The 21,345-nt window shown below is 48.3% G+C and carries 18 protein-coding genes and 1 tRNA gene; all 19 read left to right on the top strand.

From position 1 onward, the window contains the following. Window positions 1-71 precede the first annotated feature (71 nt). The 19 genes from AB1I50_RS02280 to hisD all read left to right on the top strand — a co-directional run bounded on the left by AB1I50_RS02280 (window position 72) and on the right by hisD (window position 21,335). Window positions 72-665 (top strand): hypothetical protein, encoded by a 594-nt coding sequence (locus AB1I50_RS02280; protein WP_407724591.1) that lies wholly within the window; start codon window positions 72-74, stop codon window positions 663-665. A gap of 200 nt (window positions 666-865) precedes the next feature. Then, a complete protein-coding gene (locus AB1I50_RS02275) occupies window positions 866-1,771 on the top strand; it encodes a tRNA modification radical SAM protein MnmL/YtqA (protein ID WP_407724590.1) in 906 nt (301 codons plus the stop codon). Between the two features lie 56 nt (window positions 1,772-1,827). Continuing rightward, a tRNA-Ser gene (locus tag AB1I50_RS02270) sits at window positions 1,828-1,920 on the top strand. Window positions 1,921-2,069: 149 nt separating this feature from the next. Then, on the top strand, window positions 2,070-2,804 hold the full coding sequence (locus AB1I50_RS02265) for a hypothetical protein (protein WP_407724589.1): 735 nt from the start codon (window positions 2,070-2,072) through the stop codon (window positions 2,802-2,804). A gap of 151 nt (window positions 2,805-2,955) precedes the next feature. After that, a complete protein-coding gene (locus tag AB1I50_RS02260; RefSeq protein ID WP_407724588.1) occupies window positions 2,956-3,771 on the top strand; it encodes a basic amino acid ABC transporter substrate-binding protein in 816 nt (271 codons plus the stop codon). A 78-nt stretch (window positions 3,772-3,849) separates the two neighbouring features. Then, window positions 3,850-4,581: an amino acid ABC transporter permease gene (locus AB1I50_RS02255; RefSeq protein ID WP_407724587.1), complete on the top strand. Its 732-nt coding sequence runs from the start codon at window positions 3,850-3,852 to the stop codon at window positions 4,579-4,581. A gap of 43 nt (window positions 4,582-4,624) precedes the next feature. Then, entirely contained in the window at window positions 4,625-5,308 is a 684-nt protein-coding gene (locus tag AB1I50_RS02250) for an amino acid ABC transporter ATP-binding protein (protein WP_407725311.1), read from the top strand. Between the two features lie 146 nt (window positions 5,309-5,454). Continuing rightward, window positions 5,455-6,168, top strand: coding sequence for a UMP kinase (gene pyrH / locus AB1I50_RS02245; protein WP_407724586.1), 714 nt, complete (start codon window positions 5,455-5,457; stop codon window positions 6,166-6,168). Between the two features lie 34 nt (window positions 6,169-6,202). Continuing rightward, window positions 6,203-6,757 (top strand): ribosome recycling factor, encoded by a 555-nt coding sequence (frr, locus tag AB1I50_RS02240; protein ID WP_407724585.1) that lies wholly within the window; start codon window positions 6,203-6,205, stop codon window positions 6,755-6,757. Window position 6,758: 1 nt separating this feature from the next. Further along, on the top strand, window positions 6,759-7,505 hold the full coding sequence (locus tag AB1I50_RS02235; protein ID WP_407724584.1) for an undecaprenyl pyrophosphate synthase: 747 nt from the start codon (window positions 6,759-6,761) through the stop codon (window positions 7,503-7,505). Window positions 7,506-7,534: 29 nt separating this feature from the next. Beyond that, complete coding sequence (locus AB1I50_RS02230; RefSeq protein ID WP_407724583.1) at window positions 7,535-8,374, top strand: phosphatidate cytidylyltransferase; 840 nt, start codon at window positions 7,535-7,537, stop codon at window positions 8,372-8,374. A 3-nt stretch (window positions 8,375-8,377) separates the two neighbouring features. Beyond that, window positions 8,378-9,532: a 1-deoxy-D-xylulose-5-phosphate reductoisomerase gene (locus AB1I50_RS02225; protein WP_407724582.1), complete on the top strand. Its 1,155-nt coding sequence runs from the start codon at window positions 8,378-8,380 to the stop codon at window positions 9,530-9,532. Between the two features lie 130 nt (window positions 9,533-9,662). Then, window positions 9,663-11,066 (top strand): RIP metalloprotease RseP, encoded by a 1,404-nt coding sequence (gene rseP, locus AB1I50_RS02220; RefSeq protein WP_407724581.1) that lies wholly within the window; start codon window positions 9,663-9,665, stop codon window positions 11,064-11,066. A gap of 9 nt (window positions 11,067-11,075) precedes the next feature. Beyond that, window positions 11,076-12,119 carry a flavodoxin-dependent (E)-4-hydroxy-3-methylbut-2-enyl-diphosphate synthase gene (gene ispG / locus AB1I50_RS02215; RefSeq protein ID WP_407724580.1) on the top strand — a complete coding sequence of 348 codons (1,044 nt, stop codon included), beginning with the start codon at window positions 11,076-11,078 and terminating at the stop codon, window positions 12,117-12,119. Window positions 12,120-12,309: 190 nt separating this feature from the next. Continuing rightward, window positions 12,310-16,665, top strand: a complete 4,356-nt coding sequence (locus AB1I50_RS02210; RefSeq protein WP_407724579.1) for a PolC-type DNA polymerase III — start codon at window positions 12,310-12,312, stop codon at window positions 16,663-16,665. Between the two features lie 66 nt (window positions 16,666-16,731). Next, window positions 16,732-18,078 carry an AI-2E family transporter gene (locus AB1I50_RS02205; RefSeq protein WP_407724578.1) on the top strand — a complete coding sequence of 449 codons (1,347 nt, stop codon included), beginning with the start codon at window positions 16,732-16,734 and terminating at the stop codon, window positions 18,076-18,078. A gap of 153 nt (window positions 18,079-18,231) precedes the next feature. Further along, window positions 18,232-19,398: an ATP phosphoribosyltransferase regulatory subunit gene (hisZ, locus tag AB1I50_RS02200; protein ID WP_407724577.1), complete on the top strand. Its 1,167-nt coding sequence runs from the start codon at window positions 18,232-18,234 to the stop codon at window positions 19,396-19,398. 18 nt (window positions 19,399-19,416) lie between these two features. Then, window positions 19,417-20,046 carry an ATP phosphoribosyltransferase gene (hisG, locus tag AB1I50_RS02195; RefSeq protein ID WP_407724576.1) on the top strand — a complete coding sequence of 210 codons (630 nt, stop codon included), beginning with the start codon at window positions 19,417-19,419 and terminating at the stop codon, window positions 20,044-20,046. Next, window positions 20,043-21,335 carry a histidinol dehydrogenase gene (gene hisD, locus AB1I50_RS02190; RefSeq protein ID WP_407724575.1) on the top strand — a complete coding sequence of 431 codons (1,293 nt, stop codon included), beginning with the start codon at window positions 20,043-20,045 and terminating at the stop codon, window positions 21,333-21,335. The genes hisG and hisD overlap by 4 nt, the downstream gene beginning before the upstream one ends. Window positions 21,336-21,345: the final 10 nt, after the last annotated feature.

Genomic DNA, 21,345 nt, shown 5'->3' with positions numbered 1-21,345 from the left:
AGGACAAGGATATCCTCAATGACTTTCTGTGAAAGTTTTCCGATTTCGTAAACAGGTCGTATAAGTTCACGATGACCTACCTCTCTAATCCGATGCTTGCGGATTTCAGGGAGAACGAAAGGCTGATTTTGATTTCGGTCAACAAGTCGGTTTATCAAAATATGTACAGCTTTTTGCGCCTTAACGACAGCCATATGCAGTACGCGGCCTTTGCCTGTCTTGAAAGCGCCGTTTACGCAATCAGGCTGTATTACATCCTCGCGCATAACCCGAACTATATGCACGACTTTATCACAAAGCAGGATTTTTCGCTCGATTACTACGAGTACGAGGTTGCCGAAAAGGATAAGGACAAGGAAATTCAGGGTGAGGAATTTTCTGTAAAAGAATTTTACTTCGGTCTGCACAAGGTTAATACCTTTGAGCTTAAGAACTCCTCAATCTCAACCCAGATTATCGACCAAAACGTGTATCTCGGGCTGTCCTGCGGAAAAGAGCTCAGCGACGAGCTTCAAAACGAGGTGCGCAAAAACCTGATAGGCGCGTATCTTTCGCTTAGCAAGCACACAAAAATGTTTTTTAACGGCGGTCTTGACGAGGAACTTGAAAAGGTTGAGGACGAGGTTAACGCGGTATTCTTTGAATATATCAAAAAGTTTTCGTAGTTTTCTTTTATCTTTCACAAACTTTTGCGTTTAACTTCAAATTTCTGTCACAAAGCGGAGTTATTATATAACCACAGTAAAGATAAACAACTTAACCAACAACTTCACTTTTTCATAGATGTTCCTTTCATAGAAAAAAGACCGGTTTTTACTCATCCTTTCGGATCAGCAACACCGGCTTTTTTCTTTTTTGGTGAAATATGTATTATTATTCCTTAAACGAATATTTATTAAAAACCTTCGGTGAAAAGGTATATAAAATCTCGCTAAACGGCGGAATGACCTGCCCAAACCGCGACGGCAAGTTGGGCGATAGAGGTTGTATTTTTTGCAGTTCGGGCGGTTCGGGGGAATTTTCTGCCGACAAACGCCTGAGCATAACAGAGCAAATCGAGGACGCGAAGCGCAGAATTCAGAGCAAAACAAACTGCAAAAAGTTTATAGCGTACTTTCAGCCGTTCACAAACACCTACGCCGATGTAGAATATCTCAGAAGGATTTTTCACGAGGCGGTTGCGCCCGATGAAATCGCCGCGTTATCAATTGCCACCCGTCCCGACTGTTTGGGTGATGATGTACTCGCTTTGCTCGATGAGCTAAACAAAATCAAGCCCGTTTGGGTTGAACTCGGCTTGCAGACGGTTCATAAAGCTACCGCGGACTACATCAGGCGCGGATACGAGCTTGATGTGTACGATAAGGCGGTTGCTGATTTAAAAAATATCGGCGTGTACGTCATCACGCACATCATTCTCGGCTTACCGTTTGAGAGCCGAGATATGATGATAAAAAGCGCCGTGTACGCAGGCGAGAGGAGCGACGGAATAAAGCTCCAGCTTCTGCACGTATTAAAGGGCACCGATCTGCTTGAAGAATATAACCGCGGAATGTTTGAAACTCTGTCGCTCGAAGAATACGCGGATATTCTCTGCGAGTGCATAGAACGCCTGCCAAGTGGTGTTTCAATCCACAGATTAACAGGCGACGGCGACAAAAAACTGCTGGTATCTCCGATCTGGAGCGCCGACAAAAAGCGCGTGCTGAATACGATTAATAAGGCTTTTAAAGAGCGCGATGTTATTCAAGGCAGGAAATATAAGAAATAATTAATTTTTATACTTGATTTTTTCAAAGTTATTTGTTATAATATACACCGTTGTTTGGAGAGATGTCCGAGCTGGCCGAAGGAGCATGATTGGAAATCATGTGTACGGTAATCACCGTACCAGGGGTTCGAATCCCCTTCTCTCCGCCAAATAAAAAAACGTCCGAAAGGGCGTTTTTTTATTTGGCGCAAGGGGATTCGAACTGTAAATCCCATCTTTCAATTTTTATAGATGTTAATTGTTTATTCTTGCTATTTCATAAATTCAATGATATACTAAACGCAGGAGTTGCTTAATTATGAAACATATTATCACGACGGTGATTTCAATTATAATACTATCTTGCTCGATGTTCTCCGCATATTCCACAGAGACCGTTAATTTTTCGCTCGAGTCTGCCGAGGTGGACTTAAACCGTATTGCCACAATCGGCGTGAGCTGTTCAAATTCCGCGGATTTGGGAGCGGCGGTTTTTGAGTTCGATTACGACAAGTCCGCGCTCGAATTTCGCGGATGTGAGAGCGAGTCGCTTGTCCGCAGCAATTTTAGCGGAGATAAGCTTAAGGTCGTATTCTACAATCAGCAAAATTCATCAGGTCTGTTTAATCTCAAATTCAAGGCTGTAGGCGACGGCGGAAGCGACGTAAATTTTAAAATCAGCGATTGTATTTCAAAGTCGGGCGGCAGCCTGCCCGTAAGCTCAGGCAGCAGCGGCGTTGTTAACACCGCAGGAAAAGCCTCAAATGTCAATAATTCATCAAAATCATCCTCGCCTTTAAGCGGAAAAGCCGACGCCGTTAAGGACAAAAGCTCTGCCGCTGACGATAACGGCGATTTGCCCGGGGGAGATGACACCGATGATAAATCCCTCACCGATCTGGGCGAACTGAACGATAATCCCGAGCGCAGCTATTTTCCGTATGTGATTGTAGGCTGCGGAGTTCTCGGCTTGATTGTGATTTTGACTTTTACCGTAATCAAAATTATCAAGTCCGTCAAAAAGCAAAAGAAGAAAAACGCAAAACCCGATTAAATCGCGCCTTATGTACACCTTGCCGAAACAAGGTATAAAAAATAATGTATTATTTTTAAAATTTTTGCATAAATCGCAATAATAATCTTGATTTTTTCGCATAACTCTGCTATATTAATAGATGTTAAATTTTGATAGGAGATGTATTTTTATGAAAAAGTTTTTGGCATTATTCTTAGCAGCCGTACTCGTTTGCTCGACAGCCGTAATGTTTGCAGGCTGCGGCGGTAAAACCGAGAGTTCGTCGGCAGCGTCCGACAGCAAGACCTCAGACAGCAAGTCGTCTGAGAGCACAGCGGCAAAAGGCGAGCTGCACATGGCTACAAACGCAGCTTTCGAGCCCTATGAGTATCAGGAGGGCGGCAAGGTTGTAGGTATCGACGCAGAGCTTGCACAGGCTCTTTGCGACAAACTCGGCTACACACTTGTAATCGACGATATGGAGTTTGACGCTATCATCACAGCCGTTAGCTCAGGCAAGGCTGACTTTGGTATGGCAGGTATGACCGTTACCGACGAGAGAAAGAAGAGCGTTGACTTTACAGATTCTTACACAACAGCAATCCAGGCTATCATCGTTAACGAAGGCGAGACAAAGGTTGCAAAGGCTGACGACCTCAAGGGCGCTACCGTAGGCGTACAGCTCGGTACAACCGGCGACATCTACGTTTCCGATATGGAAAAGGACGGCACAAAGGTTGAGCGTTTCAGCAAGGGCGCAGACGCAGTGCTTGCACTTACCCAGAAGAAGGTTGACGCTGTTGTAATCGACAACGAGCCTGCCAAGAAGTTTGTTGAGCAGAACAAGGGCACAAAAATTCTTGACGAGCCCTTCGAGAACGAGGACTACGCAATCTGCCTTAAGAAGGGCAGCGAGCTTACAGAGCAGTTCAACAAGGCTCTCGCAGAGCTCAAGGCTGACGGTACTGTTAAGAAGATTATTGACAAGTACATCAAGGCTTCATAATTAAAAATTTGCTCACATAAGGCGGGTATTTATTACCCGCCTGTTGTTTGTTTACCTATATTTATTAAGGAAGATTTTATGGGAGAGTTTTTTAACAGCATAGCACAGAGCTTTGAGGCGACCTTTATCACCGACAACCGCTGGCTGCAGCTTTTAAACGGCTTGTGGGTGACAATCCAAATTACTATCGTCGCCGCGCTTATCGGTATCGTGCTCGGCTTTTTAATCGCGATGATACGTTCAACGCACGATATGCAGCTTGCGGGAAAAAAGTGCCAAAAGTTTGGCGACCGTGTTCTTAAGGTGCTTAACGCAATTTGCAATGTCTACATAACCGTAATCCGCGGAACGCCTGTTGTAATTCAGCTTATGATTATGTATTTTATCATCTTCGCAAGCTCGCGCAACGGCATTTTGGCGGCGTTTATCTCGTTCGGTATGAACTCCGGCGCTTATGTTGCCGAGATTGTCCGCTCGGGTATTATGTCAATCGACAAGGGGCAGTTTGAGGCGAGCCGTTCGCTCGGCTTTAACTACAAGCAGACTATGGTGCTTGTAATTCTGCCGCAGGCGTTCAAGAATATTTTGCCTGCGCTCGGCAACGAGTTTATCGTGCTCGTAAAGGAGACCTCGGTTGCAGGCTACGTTGCGCTGCAGGATTTGACCTACGTGGGCAACTTTATCCGTTCAAGAACCTACGAGGCGTTCTTTCCGCTTATCACAATCGCGGCAATTTACCTGATAATCGTACTGATACTTCAGTTCTTCTTAAAGAAGCTCGAAAGGAGGCTGCGCAGCAGTGACCACTGATGTTTTAATCAAGGTTGAGGATCTCTGCAAATCGTTTGACGATATGGAGGTTCTTAAGGGCGTAAACGCCGAGATTGACAAAGGCGACGTTATGGTTGTTATCGGAGCCTCGGGCTCGGGTAAATCCACATTTTTGCGCTGCCTTAACCTGCTTGAAGAACCCACCGGCGGCTCAATTTACTTTGAGGGCGTGGACATTACCGACAAAAGCGTAGATATCAACATTCACCGCCAAAAGATGGGAATGGTGTTCCAGCAGTTCAACCTGTTTCCGCATATGACGGTGCTCAGAAATATGACAATCGGCCCGATGAAGCTCCTCAAACAGAGCAAGGCGGAGGCTGAAAAGAACGCAATGGCGCTTTTGGAGCGCGTAGGACTTGCCGACAGAGCCGACGCATATCCTTCGCAGCTTTCCGGCGGACAAAAGCAGCGTATCGCTATTGTACGCGCGCTTGCAATGAACCCCGACGTAATGCTCTTTGACGAGCCGACCTCGGCACTCGATCCCGAAATGGTAGGAGAGGTTCTCGAGGTTATGAAGCAGCTTGCCAAGGAGGGTATGACAATGGTTGTCGTTACCCACGAGATGGGCTTCGCGAGGGAAGTAGGAACAAAGATTGTATTTGTTGACGAGGGAGTAATTGTTGAGCAGGGTTCGCCCGAGGAATTTTTCGATAATCCCAAGAGCCCCAGACTCAAAGATTTCCTCTCAAAGGTGCTATAATTCTATTTGTGAAATTTAAGGTGCGGAAGTAAAATTCCGCGCCTTTTTTATTTTTACAAATTCAAAATATTTAGTGTTTTGCCTTTACTTTGTTTCCAATATATTGTATAATTGTAAATAACTATATGAATAATGGAGTGTTATGTATGCAACCAAAATACAAAAGAATTTTACTAAAGCTTTCAGGCGAATCTCTCGCCGGAGAAAATAAACACGGAATCGACTTTGACGTCGTTCAAAAAATCTGCGAGCCAATCAAAAAATGCGTCGAAGCAGGCGTTCAGGTAGCCGTTGTTGTAGGCGGCGGAAACTTCTGGAGAGGCAGAAGCTCGGGCGAAATGGACAGAACCAGAGCCGACCATATGGGAATGCTCGCAACCACAATCAACGCTCTCGGCGTTGCCGACGCTCTCGAAGCCCTCGGCGTTGAAGTCAGGGTTCAGACCGCAATCTCAATGCGCCAGGTAGCAGAGCCGTATATCCGCAACAAGGCAATCGCCCACCTCAACAGGGGCAAGGTTGTAATTTTCGGCTGCGGCACGGGCAATCCGTTCTTCAGCACCGACACCGCCGCTGCTTTAAGAGCGGTAGAAATTGAAGCCGACGTAATTATGAAGGCTACAATGGTTGACGGCGTTTATGACAGCGATCCCAAGAAAAACCCCGACGCAAAGAAGTTCGAGACAATCACCCATCAGGACGTGCTCAACAAGGGCTTGGCGGTTATGGACAGCACCGCGTCAGCTCTCTGCAAGGACAACGACCTTCCGATTTTGGTGTTCAGCATTGACGATCCCGAGAACATCTACAGGGCTGTGTGCGGCGAGAATATCGGCACAGTCGTAAAAAACGAAATTTAATTTTTGATAATAATTCAATTTAGGAGGCATAAGTATGAAAGAAACACTCAAAAAGGCTGAAGAAAGAATGGGCAGAAGAATCGACCACCTCTGCACAGAGTACGCCGAAATCAGAGCAGGCAGAGCAAATCCTGCTGTTCTTGACAAGGTTAAGGTTGACTACTACGGAACTCCCACTCCCATAAACCAGCTCGCGGCGGTTTCGGTAACCGAGGCGAGAACCCTTACAATTCAGCCGTGGGACGCTTCTATTTTAAGACAGATTGAAAAGGAAATCCAGAAGTCCGACATCGGCATTAACCCCATGAACGACGGCAAGATTATCCGCCTTATTTTTCCGCCCCTCACCGAGGACAGACGTAAGGGAATCGTTAAGGACGTTCAGCGTATTGCCGAGGACACAAAGGTTCAAATCCGCAACGTAAGACGCGATACAATCGACAAGCTTAAGAGCCTTAAAAAGTCAGGCGAGCTGACCGAGGACGACCTCAAGCACGGCGAGAAAAAGACTCAGGAGCTTACCGACAAATTCATCAAAAAGGTAGACAGCATTTCCGCTGACAAGCAAAAGGAAGTAATGGAGCTGTAATATGGCTATTTTCGGCATAGGTAAAAAACCTGAAATAAACCACGCTGAGCTTGTCCTGCCTAAGCACGTCGGAATTATAATGGACGGCAACGGCCGCTGGGCAAAAAAACGCGGACTTCCGCGCAAGGCAGGCCATACCGAAGGCGCGCGTACCTTCAGAAAAATCACGCGCTACTGCTCCGAGGTCGGAATTAAGTACCTCACGGTTTACGCGTTCTCAACCGAGAACTGGAAACGCCCCGAGGACGAGGTAGGAGCATTGATGAAGCTGTTTAAGTCCTATCTTGAGGAAGCTATCCGCGACTTTAAGGACGACGATATCGTTGTGCGCTTTATCGGTGACAAAAGCGGCTTTTCTCCGGAGCTTAGGGAGCTTATGGACGAAAACGAGGAGTGCTCCAAGGACAGAGAGGGCATGGTGCTCAACATCGCGATGAACTACGGCAGCCGCGATGAAATTGTCCGCGCGGTTAAAAACATCAGCGCCGCGGTCAAAAACGGCAAAATCAGTGAGGACGACATCACCGAACAGCTTATTTCGGATAATCTCTACACCGCAGGCCAGCCCGATCCCGACCTTATCATCAGACCGAGCGGCGAGTACAGAATTTCAAACTTTATGCTTTGGCAGTCGGCGTATACCGAGTTTGTAATTATGAACAAGCTCTGGCCTGATTTTCAAAAATCCGACCTTGACGAAGCTCTTAAAATCTACTCTCAGCGCAACAGGCGCTACGGAGGAGTATAACCGCAAAAACTGTAAGAGGACTAATTTAGATGAAATCATTAAAACCAAGACTATTAACAGCCATAATCGGAATACCGCTTATAATTCTGATTATCATATTATCAGAGCTTTGGCGGCCGTTGCTTCCGATACTCCTATCGCTTGTAACGGCGGTTATGATAGGCGAGTATCTCTACGGCAACAAGCTGCTTAAAACCTACATCATTTCAATTCCCTGCATTGTTTTTGCCGCGGGAGTTTGTATGCTGGCGGCGTATAAGCTGATGTTTTTTATCTACATCGCGGTGTTCGCCCTGCTGATGATAGTGTTTTTCGCAAGCATTGTCAGACACGACAAAATCAATTATTCCGATTTATCCTACGCCTTTACCGGAACGGCGCTCGTTACACTCGGTACTTCGAGCATAGCGTTTCTCTGTATGAGGTCGCTTAGCCTCAGCTTTTTCTTTGTGATTTGCTTTGCGGTTCCGTGGATGGCTGACGCGGGAGCTTTTTTTGCAGGCTCGCTGTTCGGAAAACACAAGCTTTGCCCCAATATCAGCCCCAAAAAGACGGTAGAGGGAGCAATCGGCGGAGTTTTCACCTGCGTGCTCGCGGCTGTTGCGATTGGTTTTTTGTTCGGCATTCTTATTACTCCGCAGTTGACGGTCAACTTTATCCCTCTTATCATCATCGGAGTGTGCGACGCAGTGCTGTCAATTGTGGGCGATTTAAGCTTTTCGCTTATAAAAAGAACCATCGGCATCAAGGACTACAGCAATCTTTTCCCGGGACACGGCGGAATGCTCGACCGCTTCGACAGCATTATTTTCACCGTTCCCATGGTGCTGATAGTTAATTCCTTCTTACCGATTTTAAGCGCAGGTTAAATTATGATTAATTCAATTTCAATTCTCGGTTCAACGGGCTCTATCGGCACTCAGTCGCTCGACGTTGTCGATAAACTGGGGCTTAAGGTTTCGGCAATTACCGCCGCTTCAAACGTTGACCTTATCGAAAATCAAATAAGAAAATATAAGCCGGAGCTCGCGGTGCTCTTTAACGAGGACAAAGCCGCCGAGCTCAGGCTCAGGGTTAAGGACACCGGCACAAGGGTACTGGGAGGAATGGACGGCTTGATCGAAGCCGCCGTTATCCCGAGCGCCTCGCTGGTGCTTAATTCCGTTGTGGGCATGGTGGGCTTAAAGCCGACCATGGCGGCGATTGAAGCAAAAAAAGACATCGCCCTCGCCAATAAAGAAACGCTGGTAGCAGGCGGCGACTTGGTGACAGACGCGGTTAAGCGTAACGGCGTAAAGCTCTTGCCTGTGGACAGCGAACATTCGGCAATCTTCCAGTGCCTGCAGGGTGCTCCCGACAACAAGGCGCTCAAAAAGTTGATTTTGACCGCTTCCGGCGGCCCGTTCTTCGGTAAAAGCTATGACGAGCTAAAGGACGTCACCGTTGAGCAGGCGCTCAACCATCCCAACTGGAGTATGGGCGCGAAAATCACAATCGACTCGGCATCTATGATGAACAAGGGTTTGGAGATTATCGAGGCGGCAAGGCTCTTTGACGTAAGCGGCGACGACATCGACGTTGTCGTTCACCGCGAGAGCATTATTCACTCGCTGGTCGAGTACACGGACAATTCCGTAATCGCACAGCTCGGCGTGCCCGATATGAGAATTCCAATTCAGTACGCCATCACTTACCCCAGCCGTTTTGAATCTCCCGTGGCGGAGCTCAGCCTTGCCGGAATCGGCAAGATGACCTTCTTCGAGCCAGACTACGAGACCTTTAAGTGCCTTAACGCCTGTAAAACCGCTCTCAAAATGGGCGGCGCGGCTACGGCAATCGCGAACGGCGCAAATGAGGAAGCAAATATGCTGTTCAGGAACGGCAAAATTAAATTTCTTGACATAGGCGAACTTGTCTGCGGAGCGGTAGAGAGCGTTAAAAACTTTGTACCGTCATCCGTTGATGACGTAATTAAGGCGGACAGCCTTGCGCGACAGTATGTAAAAGAAAAAGTCGGAATTTATTAATATACATTTGGTTAATAATCGTAGGGGAGACCCTTGCGGCTGTCACTACAACTGTAAACTTACGAATGTTTTTCGAATGGGTAATTGGGTAATTTTTGCGGTAATCTAATTTGGAGTTGACTTTTATTTAATGCAAATTTTAGTTACAATAGCACTAATAGTTATAGGAGTTCTTTTATTTGAATTTATAATTTTCGCCCACGAGTTCGGACACTTTATCACGGCGAAAAAATCCGGAGTTCAGGTCAACGAGTTCGCTCTCGGTATGGGACCTAAAATTTTCGGCTTCAAAAAGGGCGAAACACAGTATTCTCTCAGGCTTTTTCCAATCGGCGGTTACTGCGCCATGGAGGGCGAGGATCAGTCCAGCGACAATCCGCGCGCGTTTACAAACGCTAAAATCTGGAAGCGGATGATTATTATTGTCGCAGGCGCGGTTATGAACATACTCGTCGGCTTTTTGCTGATGTTTATTGTCGTTGTGCAAATGCCGGGGTATGAGTCCACAATCGTTAAGCAGTTTGCGCCTAACTCATACACCGCTAACAGCGGCTTGCAGGCAGGCGACAAAATTACCTCGATCAACGGTTATCCGATTTGGAATACTAAGGACTTGCAGTTTGCGGTTCAAACGCTTCAGGTGAGCGACGTTGATCCCAAGTCCGTCACGGTCTATAAGCAGGACTGCTGTTCCGAGCTCTACAGGCTTTGCTACAACCTCGCGAACGGAACCGATTTAATCGGCAGGGAAATCTCAAAGGATGAGGTTCAGAAAATATCCGAAGTTCTAACCGACGGCACAACTCAGATCAACAAGGTCGATAATAAGGAGCAGGCGTATTCTATCCTGAAAACGACCACCGACAAAATCTATTCAACCCTCGGAGTGACGGATAAAACCAAGTATAAGTACCCCGAGATTGAGGTCCGCGACAGCCGTCAGCGCTTCACCGCGGACGTAACCGTTGAACGCGGCGGCGAGAAAACCGAGCTTGAGCAGGTGCAGTTTTATTCCTACTATGCAAGCGAGGAGGACGCTGAGAATAACAAGGCTTCCGTCGGAATAGATTTTTATGTTGAGCCGGTTGAAAAGAACTTTTTCACCGTGCTTGAGCAGACGGGAAGTCAGACAATCTCACTCGCGAAAACCGTTTGGCAGTCGCTTATAATGCTCGTTCAGGGCAGATTCAGCTTTAACGACCTTTCGGGCCCGGTCGGTATGACAAAGGCGGTTTCAATGGTAGCTTCCGAGGGCTTAAAGGTGAACTTTGCAAGTGCCGTGAACAACATCGTGTTCATAATGGCGCTCATCACCGTCAACCTCGGCGTAGTAAATATGCTTCCGTTCCCGGCGCTTGACGGCGGAAGATTTTTGTTTTTGATAATCGAGGCGATTATCCGCAGACCTCTGCCGCGAAAGTTCGAGTATATCGTCAACGGCGTCGGTCTTGCGATTTTGATAATGTTTATAATAGCGATATCTGTCAAGGACGTTTGGCAGCTAATCACGGGCACGTTCCCGACAATCAGTTAGGAGGATAATATGGGCAGCAAAATTCAGGTTAAAGCAGGAAATGTGTTAATCGGCGGCGGCGCTGAGGTCAGCGTACAGTCGATGCTCAACGTGCCGTCAACCGACGTCGAAGGCTCGGTAAAACAGGCAAAGGCGCTTGAAGAAGCCGGCTGTCAAATTATCCGCGCGGCAATCCCCGATATGGACGCGGTAAAGCTTATTCCGGCTCTTAAGGAAGCCGTAAGCGTGCCGATTGTCGCGGATATTCATTTTAACTACAAGCTCGCGCTTGAAGCGTGCGCGGCAGGCATTGATAAAATCCGCATTAACCCGGGCAATATCGGCTCTGACGACAGGGTAAAGGCGGTAGCAGACGCCTGCAGGCAGAGGGGTATCCCGATTAGGATCGGCGTAAATTCCGGCTCGCTCGAAAAGGAAATTTTAGCGAAGTACGGCCATCCGACGCCCGAGGCGCTCTGCGACAGCGCGCTTTACCACGCTTCACTGCTCGAAAAATTCGATTTTACCGACATTGTGCTTTCGATGAAAAGCTCAACCGTTTCAAATATGATTAAGGCGTATGAGATTGCCGCTCAGCGCTGCGATTATCCGCTCCACCTCGGCGTTACCGAGGCAGGCACCGAGCGTATGGGAATTATCAAATCCTCGGCAGGTATCGGCTCGCTGCTGTTAAGGGGAATAGGCGACACGATCCGTGTATCGCTGACAGCCGACCCTGTCCGCGAGGTTTACGCCGCGTATGATATTCTTAAGGCGCTCGACATCAAAAAGGACGGCGTACAGTTCGTTTCCTGCCCGACCTGCGGCAGAACGAGGATTGACCTCGTTAAAATTGCGAACGAGGTAGAGGAACGCCTGCGCGGCTGCAACAAAAACATAAAGGTCGCCGTTATGGGCTGCGTTGTAAACGGCCCGGGAGAGGCAAAGGAAGCCGATATCGGCTTGGCAGGCGGCGACGGCTGCGGAATTATTTTCAAAAAAGGCGAAGTTTTGTATAAGGTCAGCGAGGATAAGCTCGTCGACGCGCTCATTGATGAGGTTAATAAGCTTTAAATAATTCATTTTTTATACAACTTTTCCTGTATACCGTAGGGGCGGACCCGCGTGTCCGCCCGCGGATAGTCAACAAAAGTTTAATTTTTTATCGGGCGTTTGAATGTGAATAAATGTCTGCTCAGGGGCGGACACACGGGTCCGCCCCTACAATTATAAATTGTATATATAGCTGATTTGAAGGGAGTATATGAATACTTTAGGAAGTTTATTCGGCTCTGTTTGCGACTGCTCGGGAATTGCCCCGGCGCTCTTAAACGGAGAGATTTTAGATGTCAACATAAATAATAAAATACGGTTAATTACGATTAACGTTCATTTTGATACATACATTAATTTTGACGAACTTATTAAGTCGGAAAAAAAGTTTTCCAAGGCGCTTAATTCTCAGGTTTTAATCAAGCCTAAGTTCAATTCCGAGTTGTTCTCGGCAGACTGTTTTCAGTCGCTTTATGCAACCGTCAGAAGGGAAATGCCCAGCATTAACGGCACTCTCAACAACGCCGAGGTGAGTTACGAGGACAACGTACTGACAATCAAGCTCCAAAACGGCGGCAAGGCTCTGCTCGACGCAAAGGAATTTGACAAGGCGCTCGCGCGTATAATTAACGAGCAGTTTTCGCTCAATGTTGCGATTAAGTATACGGGTATTTTCGAGGTCAAGGCGGACAGCGAAGAATACCGCCAGGCGATTAAAAGCGCCGAGGAGCAGGCGAGAAGAGAGCAAATTCAGCTTTCTGCCGATTACTACGGTGAACAGCAGGCTGATGACAACGCAAGACAGAAAATGCGTGAAAAAACCGTCGAAATTGAAATCCGCGAGGGAAAATACGCCACACCTCAGCTCATTGAAACCTCTGTAAGACCGCTCTACGGCAGGAGTATCCGCGGCAAGTATGTGCCCATCAGCTCAATTGCCGACGACAGCGGAAAGGTGCTTATCTGGGGCGATGTTTTTGACATTGAAAAGCGCGTTACCCGTTCGGGCGACAAAAATATTTTCACAATCGACATAACCGACTACACAGGCTCGACCACGGTAAAGGTGTTTAACTCAATCCGCGAGTCCGCCATGCTCGATAACCTCAAAAAGGGCAGTACAATCGCCGTTATGGGCGACGTTGAGTACGATAAATACGCTTCCGAGATTGTCGTAAACGCGCGCGGAATCGGCACTGCCGAAAAGGTAAAGGTTGTCGATAAGGCGGAGCAAAAGCGCGTTGAGCTTCACTTGCATACAAATATGTCGCAGATGGACGCCATCACCTCGGCAGGCGACCTTGTAAACCGCGCCTACAGCTGGGGACACAAGGCGATTGCGATTACCGACCACGGCGTTGCTCAGGCGTTCCCCGACGCAATGAAAGCCGCCGATAAAATCAATAAAGACGGCGAAAAAATCAAAATTCTCTACGGCACAGAGGCTTATTTTGTAGACGACCTCGTGGAGTCCGTTTCGGGCGACGCGGAAATGCCGCTCGACGGCACGTTTGTCTGCTTCGATATCGAGACCACGGGACTTTCTCCGCTGAGCGATAAAATCACCGAAATCGGCGCGGTAAAGGTCGTAAACGGCGAGGTAACTGATACCTTCTCGACCTTCGCAAATCCTGAAATGCCGATTCCATCAAAAATTGTGCAGCTGACAGGAATTACCGACGATATGGTAAAGGACGCGCCTTCGCAGGCTGAAGCCGTTTCGGCTTTTCTTGAATTTGCCGAGGGCAGCGTGCTTGTAGCCCACAACGCGCCGTTCGATACCTCGTTTATCCGCAAGGCGTGCGAGAATATGGGCGTTGACTACGGCTTTACCTCCATTGACACGGTGGCTATTTCAAGGGCGATTTTGCCCGACATCAAGAATGTCAAGCTCGACACCGTGGCAAATTATTTAAAACTCGGCAAGTTCAACCACCACCGCGCGACCGACGACGCCGAGATTTTGTCGAGAATTTTCCTCAACCTCTGCCAAAGGCTTAAGGACGACTATGGTATTTTCGACGCCAAGGACATCAACACAAAAATCGCGGGCGGCGACTTCAAAAAGCTTCCGTCCTACCACCAAATTATAATTGCTAAAAATCAGGTCGGCTTAAAAAATCTCTACAAGCTGATTTCCGAAAGCCACCTTAAAACCTTCTATAAAAAACCGAGAATTCTCAAAAGCTCGCTCGTTGAGCACAGGGAAGGGCTGATAATCGGCTCGGCGTGCTGCGAGGGACAGCTCTACAAGAGTATTCTCAAAAACGCGCCGTGGGCTGAGGTAAAGCGAATTGCATCCTTCTACGATTATCTCGAAATTCAGCCCTCGGGCAATAACGCCTTTATGCTCCGCGAGGGTATCTTCAAGGATATCGACGACCTCAGGGAGATTGACCGCAAGATTATCAGGCTTGGAAAGGAGCTCGGCAAGCCCGTCTGCGCAACCTGCGACGTTCACTTTATGGATCCGCACGATTCGGACTACCGTAAAATTTTGCAGGCTTCGCAAAAGTTTGCCGACGCGGACAAGCAGCCGCCGCTGTTTTTCAGAACCACAGCCGAAATGCTAGGGGAGTTTGAGTGGCTGGGCGAGGAAAAGGCGTATGAGGTTGTCGTTACCAACCCGAATATGATTGCCGATATGTGCGACAGCATCCGCCCGATACCAAAGGGTACGTTCCCTCCGAACATCGAGGGCGCTCAGGAGCAGCTAATCGACATCACATGGAAGCGTGCCAAGGAAAGATACGGCGATCCGCTTCCCGAAATTGTAAAGGCAAGGCTCGACAAGGAGCTAAATTCAATCACAACCTACGGATTTTCCGTTTTGTATATGACAGCTCAAAAGCTCGTTGCCGACAGCGAGGCTCACGGCTACCTTGTAGGCTCGCGAGGATCGGTAGGCTCGTCGTTCGTAGCCACAATGTCGGGTATATCCGAGGTAAATCCGCTTTGTCCGCACTACGTCTGCAAAAAGTGCAAGCACAGCGAGTTTATCACCGACGGCAGCTACGGCTCGGGCTTTGATATGCCGCCCAAAAACTGCCCCGAATGCGGCACGCTGATGGATCAGGACGGCCACGAGATTCCGTTTGAAACCTTCCTCGGCTTCAAGGGCGACAAGGTTCCTGATATCGACCTTAACTTCAGCGGTGAATATCAGTCAAAATCCCACCGCTACACCGAGGAGCTGTTCGGCAAAAACAACGTGTTTAAGGCAGGCACAATCTCAACCGTAGCGGAAAAAACCGCAATCGGCTTTGTTAAAAAATATCAGGAGGAAAAGTCAATCAACTTCCACAAGGCAGAGCTTAAAAGGCTTGCCAAGGGCTGCACCGGCGTTAAGCGAACCACAGGTCAGCACCCGGGCGGAATGGTTGTTGTGCCGAGGACGAACGACGTCTACGACTTCTGTCCGGTTCAGCACCCTGCAAACGATATGACCTCCGACAACATCACAACCCACTTCGATTTCCATTCAATTCACGATACCATCACCAAGCTCGACGAGCTCGGACACGATGTTCCGACGATTTACCATTATCTCGAGATGTTCACGGGTATTCCCGTTATGGACGTCAGTATGAGCGATCCCAAGGTAATGTCGCTGTTCACCTCAACCGAGGCGCTCGGCGTTACCCCCGAGGATATCGACTCGCAAATCGGCACGTTCAGTATTCCCGAATGCGGCACAAGCTTTGTTCAGGGAATGCTCATTGAAGCCAAACCCCAGACCTTTACCGACCTTTTGCAGATTTCGGGACTTTCCCACGGTACGGACGTTTGGCTGGGCAACGCGCAGGATTTGATCCACAACGGCACGTGCACAATTTCAGACGTTATCGGAACACGTGACTCCATTATGACCTACCTAATGCACAAGGGACTTGACGACTCTATGTCGTTCAAGATTATGGAGATTGTCCGTAAGGGCAACGCGACAAAGCTTTTGACCGAGGAACACTTCAAGGCTATGCGCGAGCACAACGTGCCCGAGTGGTACATCGACTCGTGTATGAAGATTAAGTATATGTTCCCCAAGGCGCACGCCGCGGCTTATATGATTGCGGCGCTCAGGCTCGGCTGGTACAAGGTTCATAAGCCGCTGGAGTATTACGCCGCTTATTTCACCGTCCGCAGCGAAAACCTCGACGGCGCTGTTGTAATGCAGGGACACGCGGCGGTTAAGGAAAAAATGAGCCGTATCAAGCGCAAAATGAGTGTTCACGAGGCGAGTGATAAGGAGGAGAAGGAGTATTCAACCCTTCAAATCGTCAACGAGATGTTCGCAAGGAAGATTGAGGTTCTTCCCGTTGACATCTATAAATCCGACGCAAAGATGTTCGCTGTTGAGGACGGTAAAATCAGGCTTCCGTTTTCATCACTTCCCGGAGTAGGCGAGGCGGCGGCGCTCTCGCTTGCAGAATCGGGCAAGAAGGGCGAGTACCTCTCAATCGAGGATATGCAGGCAAAGACCAAGGTTACCAAGGCGGTTATCGAGACCTTAAAGGAAGTCGGCGTACTTCACGGTCTGCCCGAAAGCTCTCAGCTTTCGCTGTTTTAGTATATTTTAATTGTTTTTAACAATAATCATATTAGTCACAGTCCAAGGAACAAGGAGTGGTTCAGCTTGAAAAAATTACTGACAATGAAAAACCTGTTGATAGCGATTACCTTCACGGTATTTTTGCTGTTCATCAAGGATCACCTTGACATTGTAGGGAATATTCTCTCGGGACTTATGGGCATTTTGACGCCGTTTTTAATCGGCTTCTTAATCGCTTATATCCTGAACTTTCCGTACAAATTCTTCTGCAACAAGGTGTTCGGAAAAATGGGCACAAAGCGCAAGTTCTTTAAGCGCTTTGTAAAGCCGCTGTCGCTTATCTCGACCTTTTTGCTGGCGTTTGCAATCATCGTCGCGTTAATACTTATCGTAGTTCCGCAGATTGTAACAAACGTCTCGGGATTGGCAAAGAATATGCCCGAGTATATGCAAAAGGCGTATATCTATATTGACGGCTCGTTTAAGTGGATTAACTCAATTTTCCACACCAGCTTCAGCCTTGATAATACGCTCAACCAGTTTATGGAGGAAATTAAAAAGATTCTCAACGGTCAGAATCTTGTCACTACTGCGGACGCTACAAAGAACGTCCTCGACTTCCTCACAAACATTATTACCAACACAGCCGCAGGCGTTTACAACGTGGTAATGAGCGTTATCATCTCAATCTACTTCCTCGCGTCAAAGGAGCAGCTCTGCCGTTTGGTAAAGCGCTTGGCAGTAGCGTTTATTCCGATTAAGTTCCTGCCCAAGGTTTACGAGGTTGTAGACATCACCGATACAAAATGCGGTAGATTTTTGGTAGGCGATATCCTCGATTCGGCGCTTATCGGACTGCTTACCTTCATCACAATGTCAATCTTCCAGCTGCCCTATGCGGCGTTGATTGCCGTGCTTGTCGGTGTGTCAAACGTCGTGCCGTTCTTCGGTCCGTATATCGGCGGTATTCCCAGCGCCATTATACTCCTGCTTGTAAACCCGATGGATATGGTTTGGTTTATCATCATTATTTTCCTTATTCAGCAGCTCGACGGCAACGTGCTCAAGCCCAAGATTATCGGCAACCAGCTCGGAATTTCAAGCTTCTGGGTATTGTTCAGCGTAGTTGTAGGCGGAGCGCTGTTCGGAATTCCCGGCTTTGTACTCGGTACTCCGATTTTCGCGGTTATTTACGCGCTTATCGGCAAGAGAGTTAAGAACAACATTGAGTCAAAGGGTAAAATCGCTCAGGAAGCTCTCGACTTTGAGGTTCTCAATTACGCCAAAATTGCCGCTGAGCAAAGGGCTATCCGTGAAGCTAAGGAGCACGAGCAGAAGGAGAAGTTCAAAAGAATTATCGGACTTAATAAGGACGGTAAAAAATCCGCTGACGACGAGGAAGAATTCCCCGACGAAAACAGCGACAAATAATATATGAATAAATCCGCAAAGCCGCACAGTTGCAATGATTGTGCGGTCTTGTGCGGTAATAGAAAGAATAATATTGTTAATAACTTGACAAATATATTTTATTATGGTAGTATGTTAAAGCGCTATCATACTAAAGTGTAATGAGAGGGATATATGAAGAAGAATTTAAAGATTACCCCCGAGGGCACAAAGGACTTTCTTTTTGCCGAGTGCTCGGCGATGGACGACGTCTGCGGAAAGATTGAGCAGGTGTTCGTCGGCAGGGGATTTAAAAAGGTCATCACCCCGGGAATTGAATTTTACGACGTTTTTTCTGTTGAATGCAGCGGTATTGACCAGCAGGATATGTATAAAATGACCGACAACAAGGGCAGAATTTTGGTTGCCCGTCCCGATTCCACACTGCCGATTGCGCGTATGGTTTCGACAAGGCTCAAAAACAGCATTTTGCCTGTACGCCTTTACTACAAGCAGGCGGTGTACCGCAACAATCCCACGCTCACGGGTAAGCGCAACGAGTTTATGCAGATGGGCGTTGAGCTGCTCGGAGTTCAGGGCTTAAGGGCTGATTTAGAAGTTTTGACTACCGCTGTAAGCGCGATAAAATCCGTTGCCGATGATTTTCGGATTGAGCTCGGTCACGCCGAGGTTTTCGACGCGCTGTCCGACGAGCTCGACATCGACGAGGACTACAAGGAGAAAATCCGCGTTTCTATCGAGAGCAAGAACTACTCCGCACTGAATAATCTGCTCGATAAGTTAACTCCCTGCGCGGCGGTCAGCGCAATCCGCAACCTTCCGTCGCTGTTCGGCGGCGAGGAGGTCTTTGATAAGGCGGCAGAAATCTGCAAGGGCACAAAGGCGATGGACGCGCTCGAGTACCTGCATCAAATCTACTCAAAGCTAAGTCCGCTCGGCTTAAACGAAAAGCTGATTATCGACCTCGGACTTGTTCAGCGCAACGACTACTACACAGGCTTTGTTTTTGCAGGCTATGTCAGCGGTATCGGTGACGCGGTTGTCACAGGCGGCAGATATGACGATTTGCTGTCACGCTTCGGCGCTTCAATGGGAGCGGCAGGCTTTGCGATTGACACCGATTCGCTCACCGAGCTAAAGCTTTCCGATTCCGCCGTGAGCTACTCCGACAATCCCGACGTGCTTGTTTTCGCGAATGACGGCAAGGAGCTCGAGGCGATTGAGCACGTCGGCAAGCTCCAAGGCGAGGGAGTAAAGGCTCAGTTCAGCGTACTTCCCACGCTTGAAGAAACCGAGGAGTTTGCCCGTCAGCGCAAAATCCCCAAAGTAATTTCGATATAAACCCGAAAGGATAATATAATGAAACCGTTAAGAATTGCCCTGACCAAGGGCAGACTTGAAAAAACCACAATTGAGCTGTTAGAGAAAATCGGCTACAACTGCGATGAAGTCAAAAACAAGGGCAGACGGCTGATTTTGCCCGTAGGCGACAACGATTATGAGGTCGTTTTGGCAAAGGCGGCGGACGTTATTACATACGTAGAGCACGGCGTTTGCGATTTGGGCGTTGTCGGCAAGGACACTATCCTCGAAAACGGCTCGTCCTTTTATGAGCTGCTCGATTTAGGCTTCGGAAAATGCCGCTTTGCACTCGCCGTTAAGAAGGGAACCGACTTTTACAGCGGCTACAAAACCAAAACCATCGCTACAAAATACCCCAACGTCACACGCGCCTTTTTTGAGGACAAGGATATGGATGTTAGGATTATCAAAATCGAAGGCTCGGTCGAGCTTGCGCCCCTCGTAGGACTTTCCGACGGCATTGTTGATATCGTCGAGACAGGCTCAACACTAAAGGCGAACGGCTTGGAGGTAATCGACTGGGTAACAGACATCTCCGCAAGGCTTATCGCGAACACCGCGAGCCTGAAGCTCAGAAAAGCTGAGATTGAACAGCTACAAAAGAAACTGGAGGCAGTAACACAATGATAACTACGGTAACAGCGGACGGCAAAAAGGAATATGAGTTTATCGAGTTCCTAAAAAACAGGGCTCAAAACTCTGACAAGGACGTTATTCCTGCCGTGTCAGAGATTATAGAAAACGTTAAGAACAACGGCGACCGGGCTGTTGAGTACTACACAATCAATTTTGACGGCAAAGCGCCCGAAAAGACCGAGATTGACAGCTCTGAGATTGACAGCATTATCGCAAAGTGCTCGCCCGAATACCTCGAAACCGTCAAAAAGGCGGCGGCAAATATTGCCGACTTCCACAAAAGACAGGTTCAGCAGAGCTGGCTTACCACCAAGGAAAACGGCGTAATAATGGGGCAGAGGGTGCGCGGCTTAAAGCGCGTCGGAATTTACGTTCCCGGCGGCACGGCGGCATATCCGTCGTCGGTGCTGATGAACGCTGTTCCTGCAAAAATCGCAGGCGTTGAGGAGGTTGTAATGTGCACTCCTCCACAGAAGGACGGCACGCCTAACCCGAACATCATCGCGGCGGCAAAAATCGCAGGAGTTGACAGAATTTTCCTGATGGGCGGCGCACAGGCGGTTGCGGCTATGGCTTACGGAACTCAAAGCGTTCCTAAGGTTGACAAAATCGTCGGCCCGGGCAACATCTTTGTAGCCACCGCAAAAAAGCTCCTCTACGGAACCGTTGATATTGATATGATTGCCGGCCCGAGCGAGATTTTGATTATCGCGGACAAGTCCGCTGATCCCAAGTTCCTTGCGGCTGACCTTATGAGCCAGGCAGAGCATGACAAGCTCGCCTCGGCAATTCTGCTCACCGACTGCGCCGAGCTTGCGGAAAATACAAAAGCCGAGCTTTCAAGACAAATGGAAAAGCTCAGCAGAAAAGATATTATTCAGTCGTCAGTCGACAATTTCGGTGCGATTATCGTGTGCAGCGATATGAAGCAGGCGATAGAATTCGCCAACGAGCTCGCTCCCGAACACCTCGAGGTTTGCTGCGAAAACCCGATGGAGTACGTAGGCAAGCTCGACAACGCAGGCTCTGTATTCCTCGGCAACTACAGCCCCGAGCCTTTGGGCGACTACTTCGCAGGTCCAAACCACGTTCTCCCCACGAGCGGCACGGCGAGGTTTTTCTCTCCGCTCTCGGTTGACAGCTTCGTTAAAAAATCGAGCTTCATCTACTACACCGAGGACGCGCTCAAAAACGACGCTCAGGACGTTATCCGATTTGCGGAAACCGAGGGCTTGACCGCGCACGCAAATTCAATTAAAGTGCGCTTTAATCTTGACTAAGGATTTTATT

The sequence above is a fragment of the Ruminococcus sp. NATIVEDY161 genome (assembly GCF_045819895.1).
Taxonomy (GTDB): Bacteria; Bacillota; Clostridia; order Oscillospirales; family Acutalibacteraceae; genus Ruminococcoides.
The sequence above is the reverse complement of the archived record's forward strand: the minus strand, read 5'-3'. Positions and strand labels throughout refer to the sequence as shown.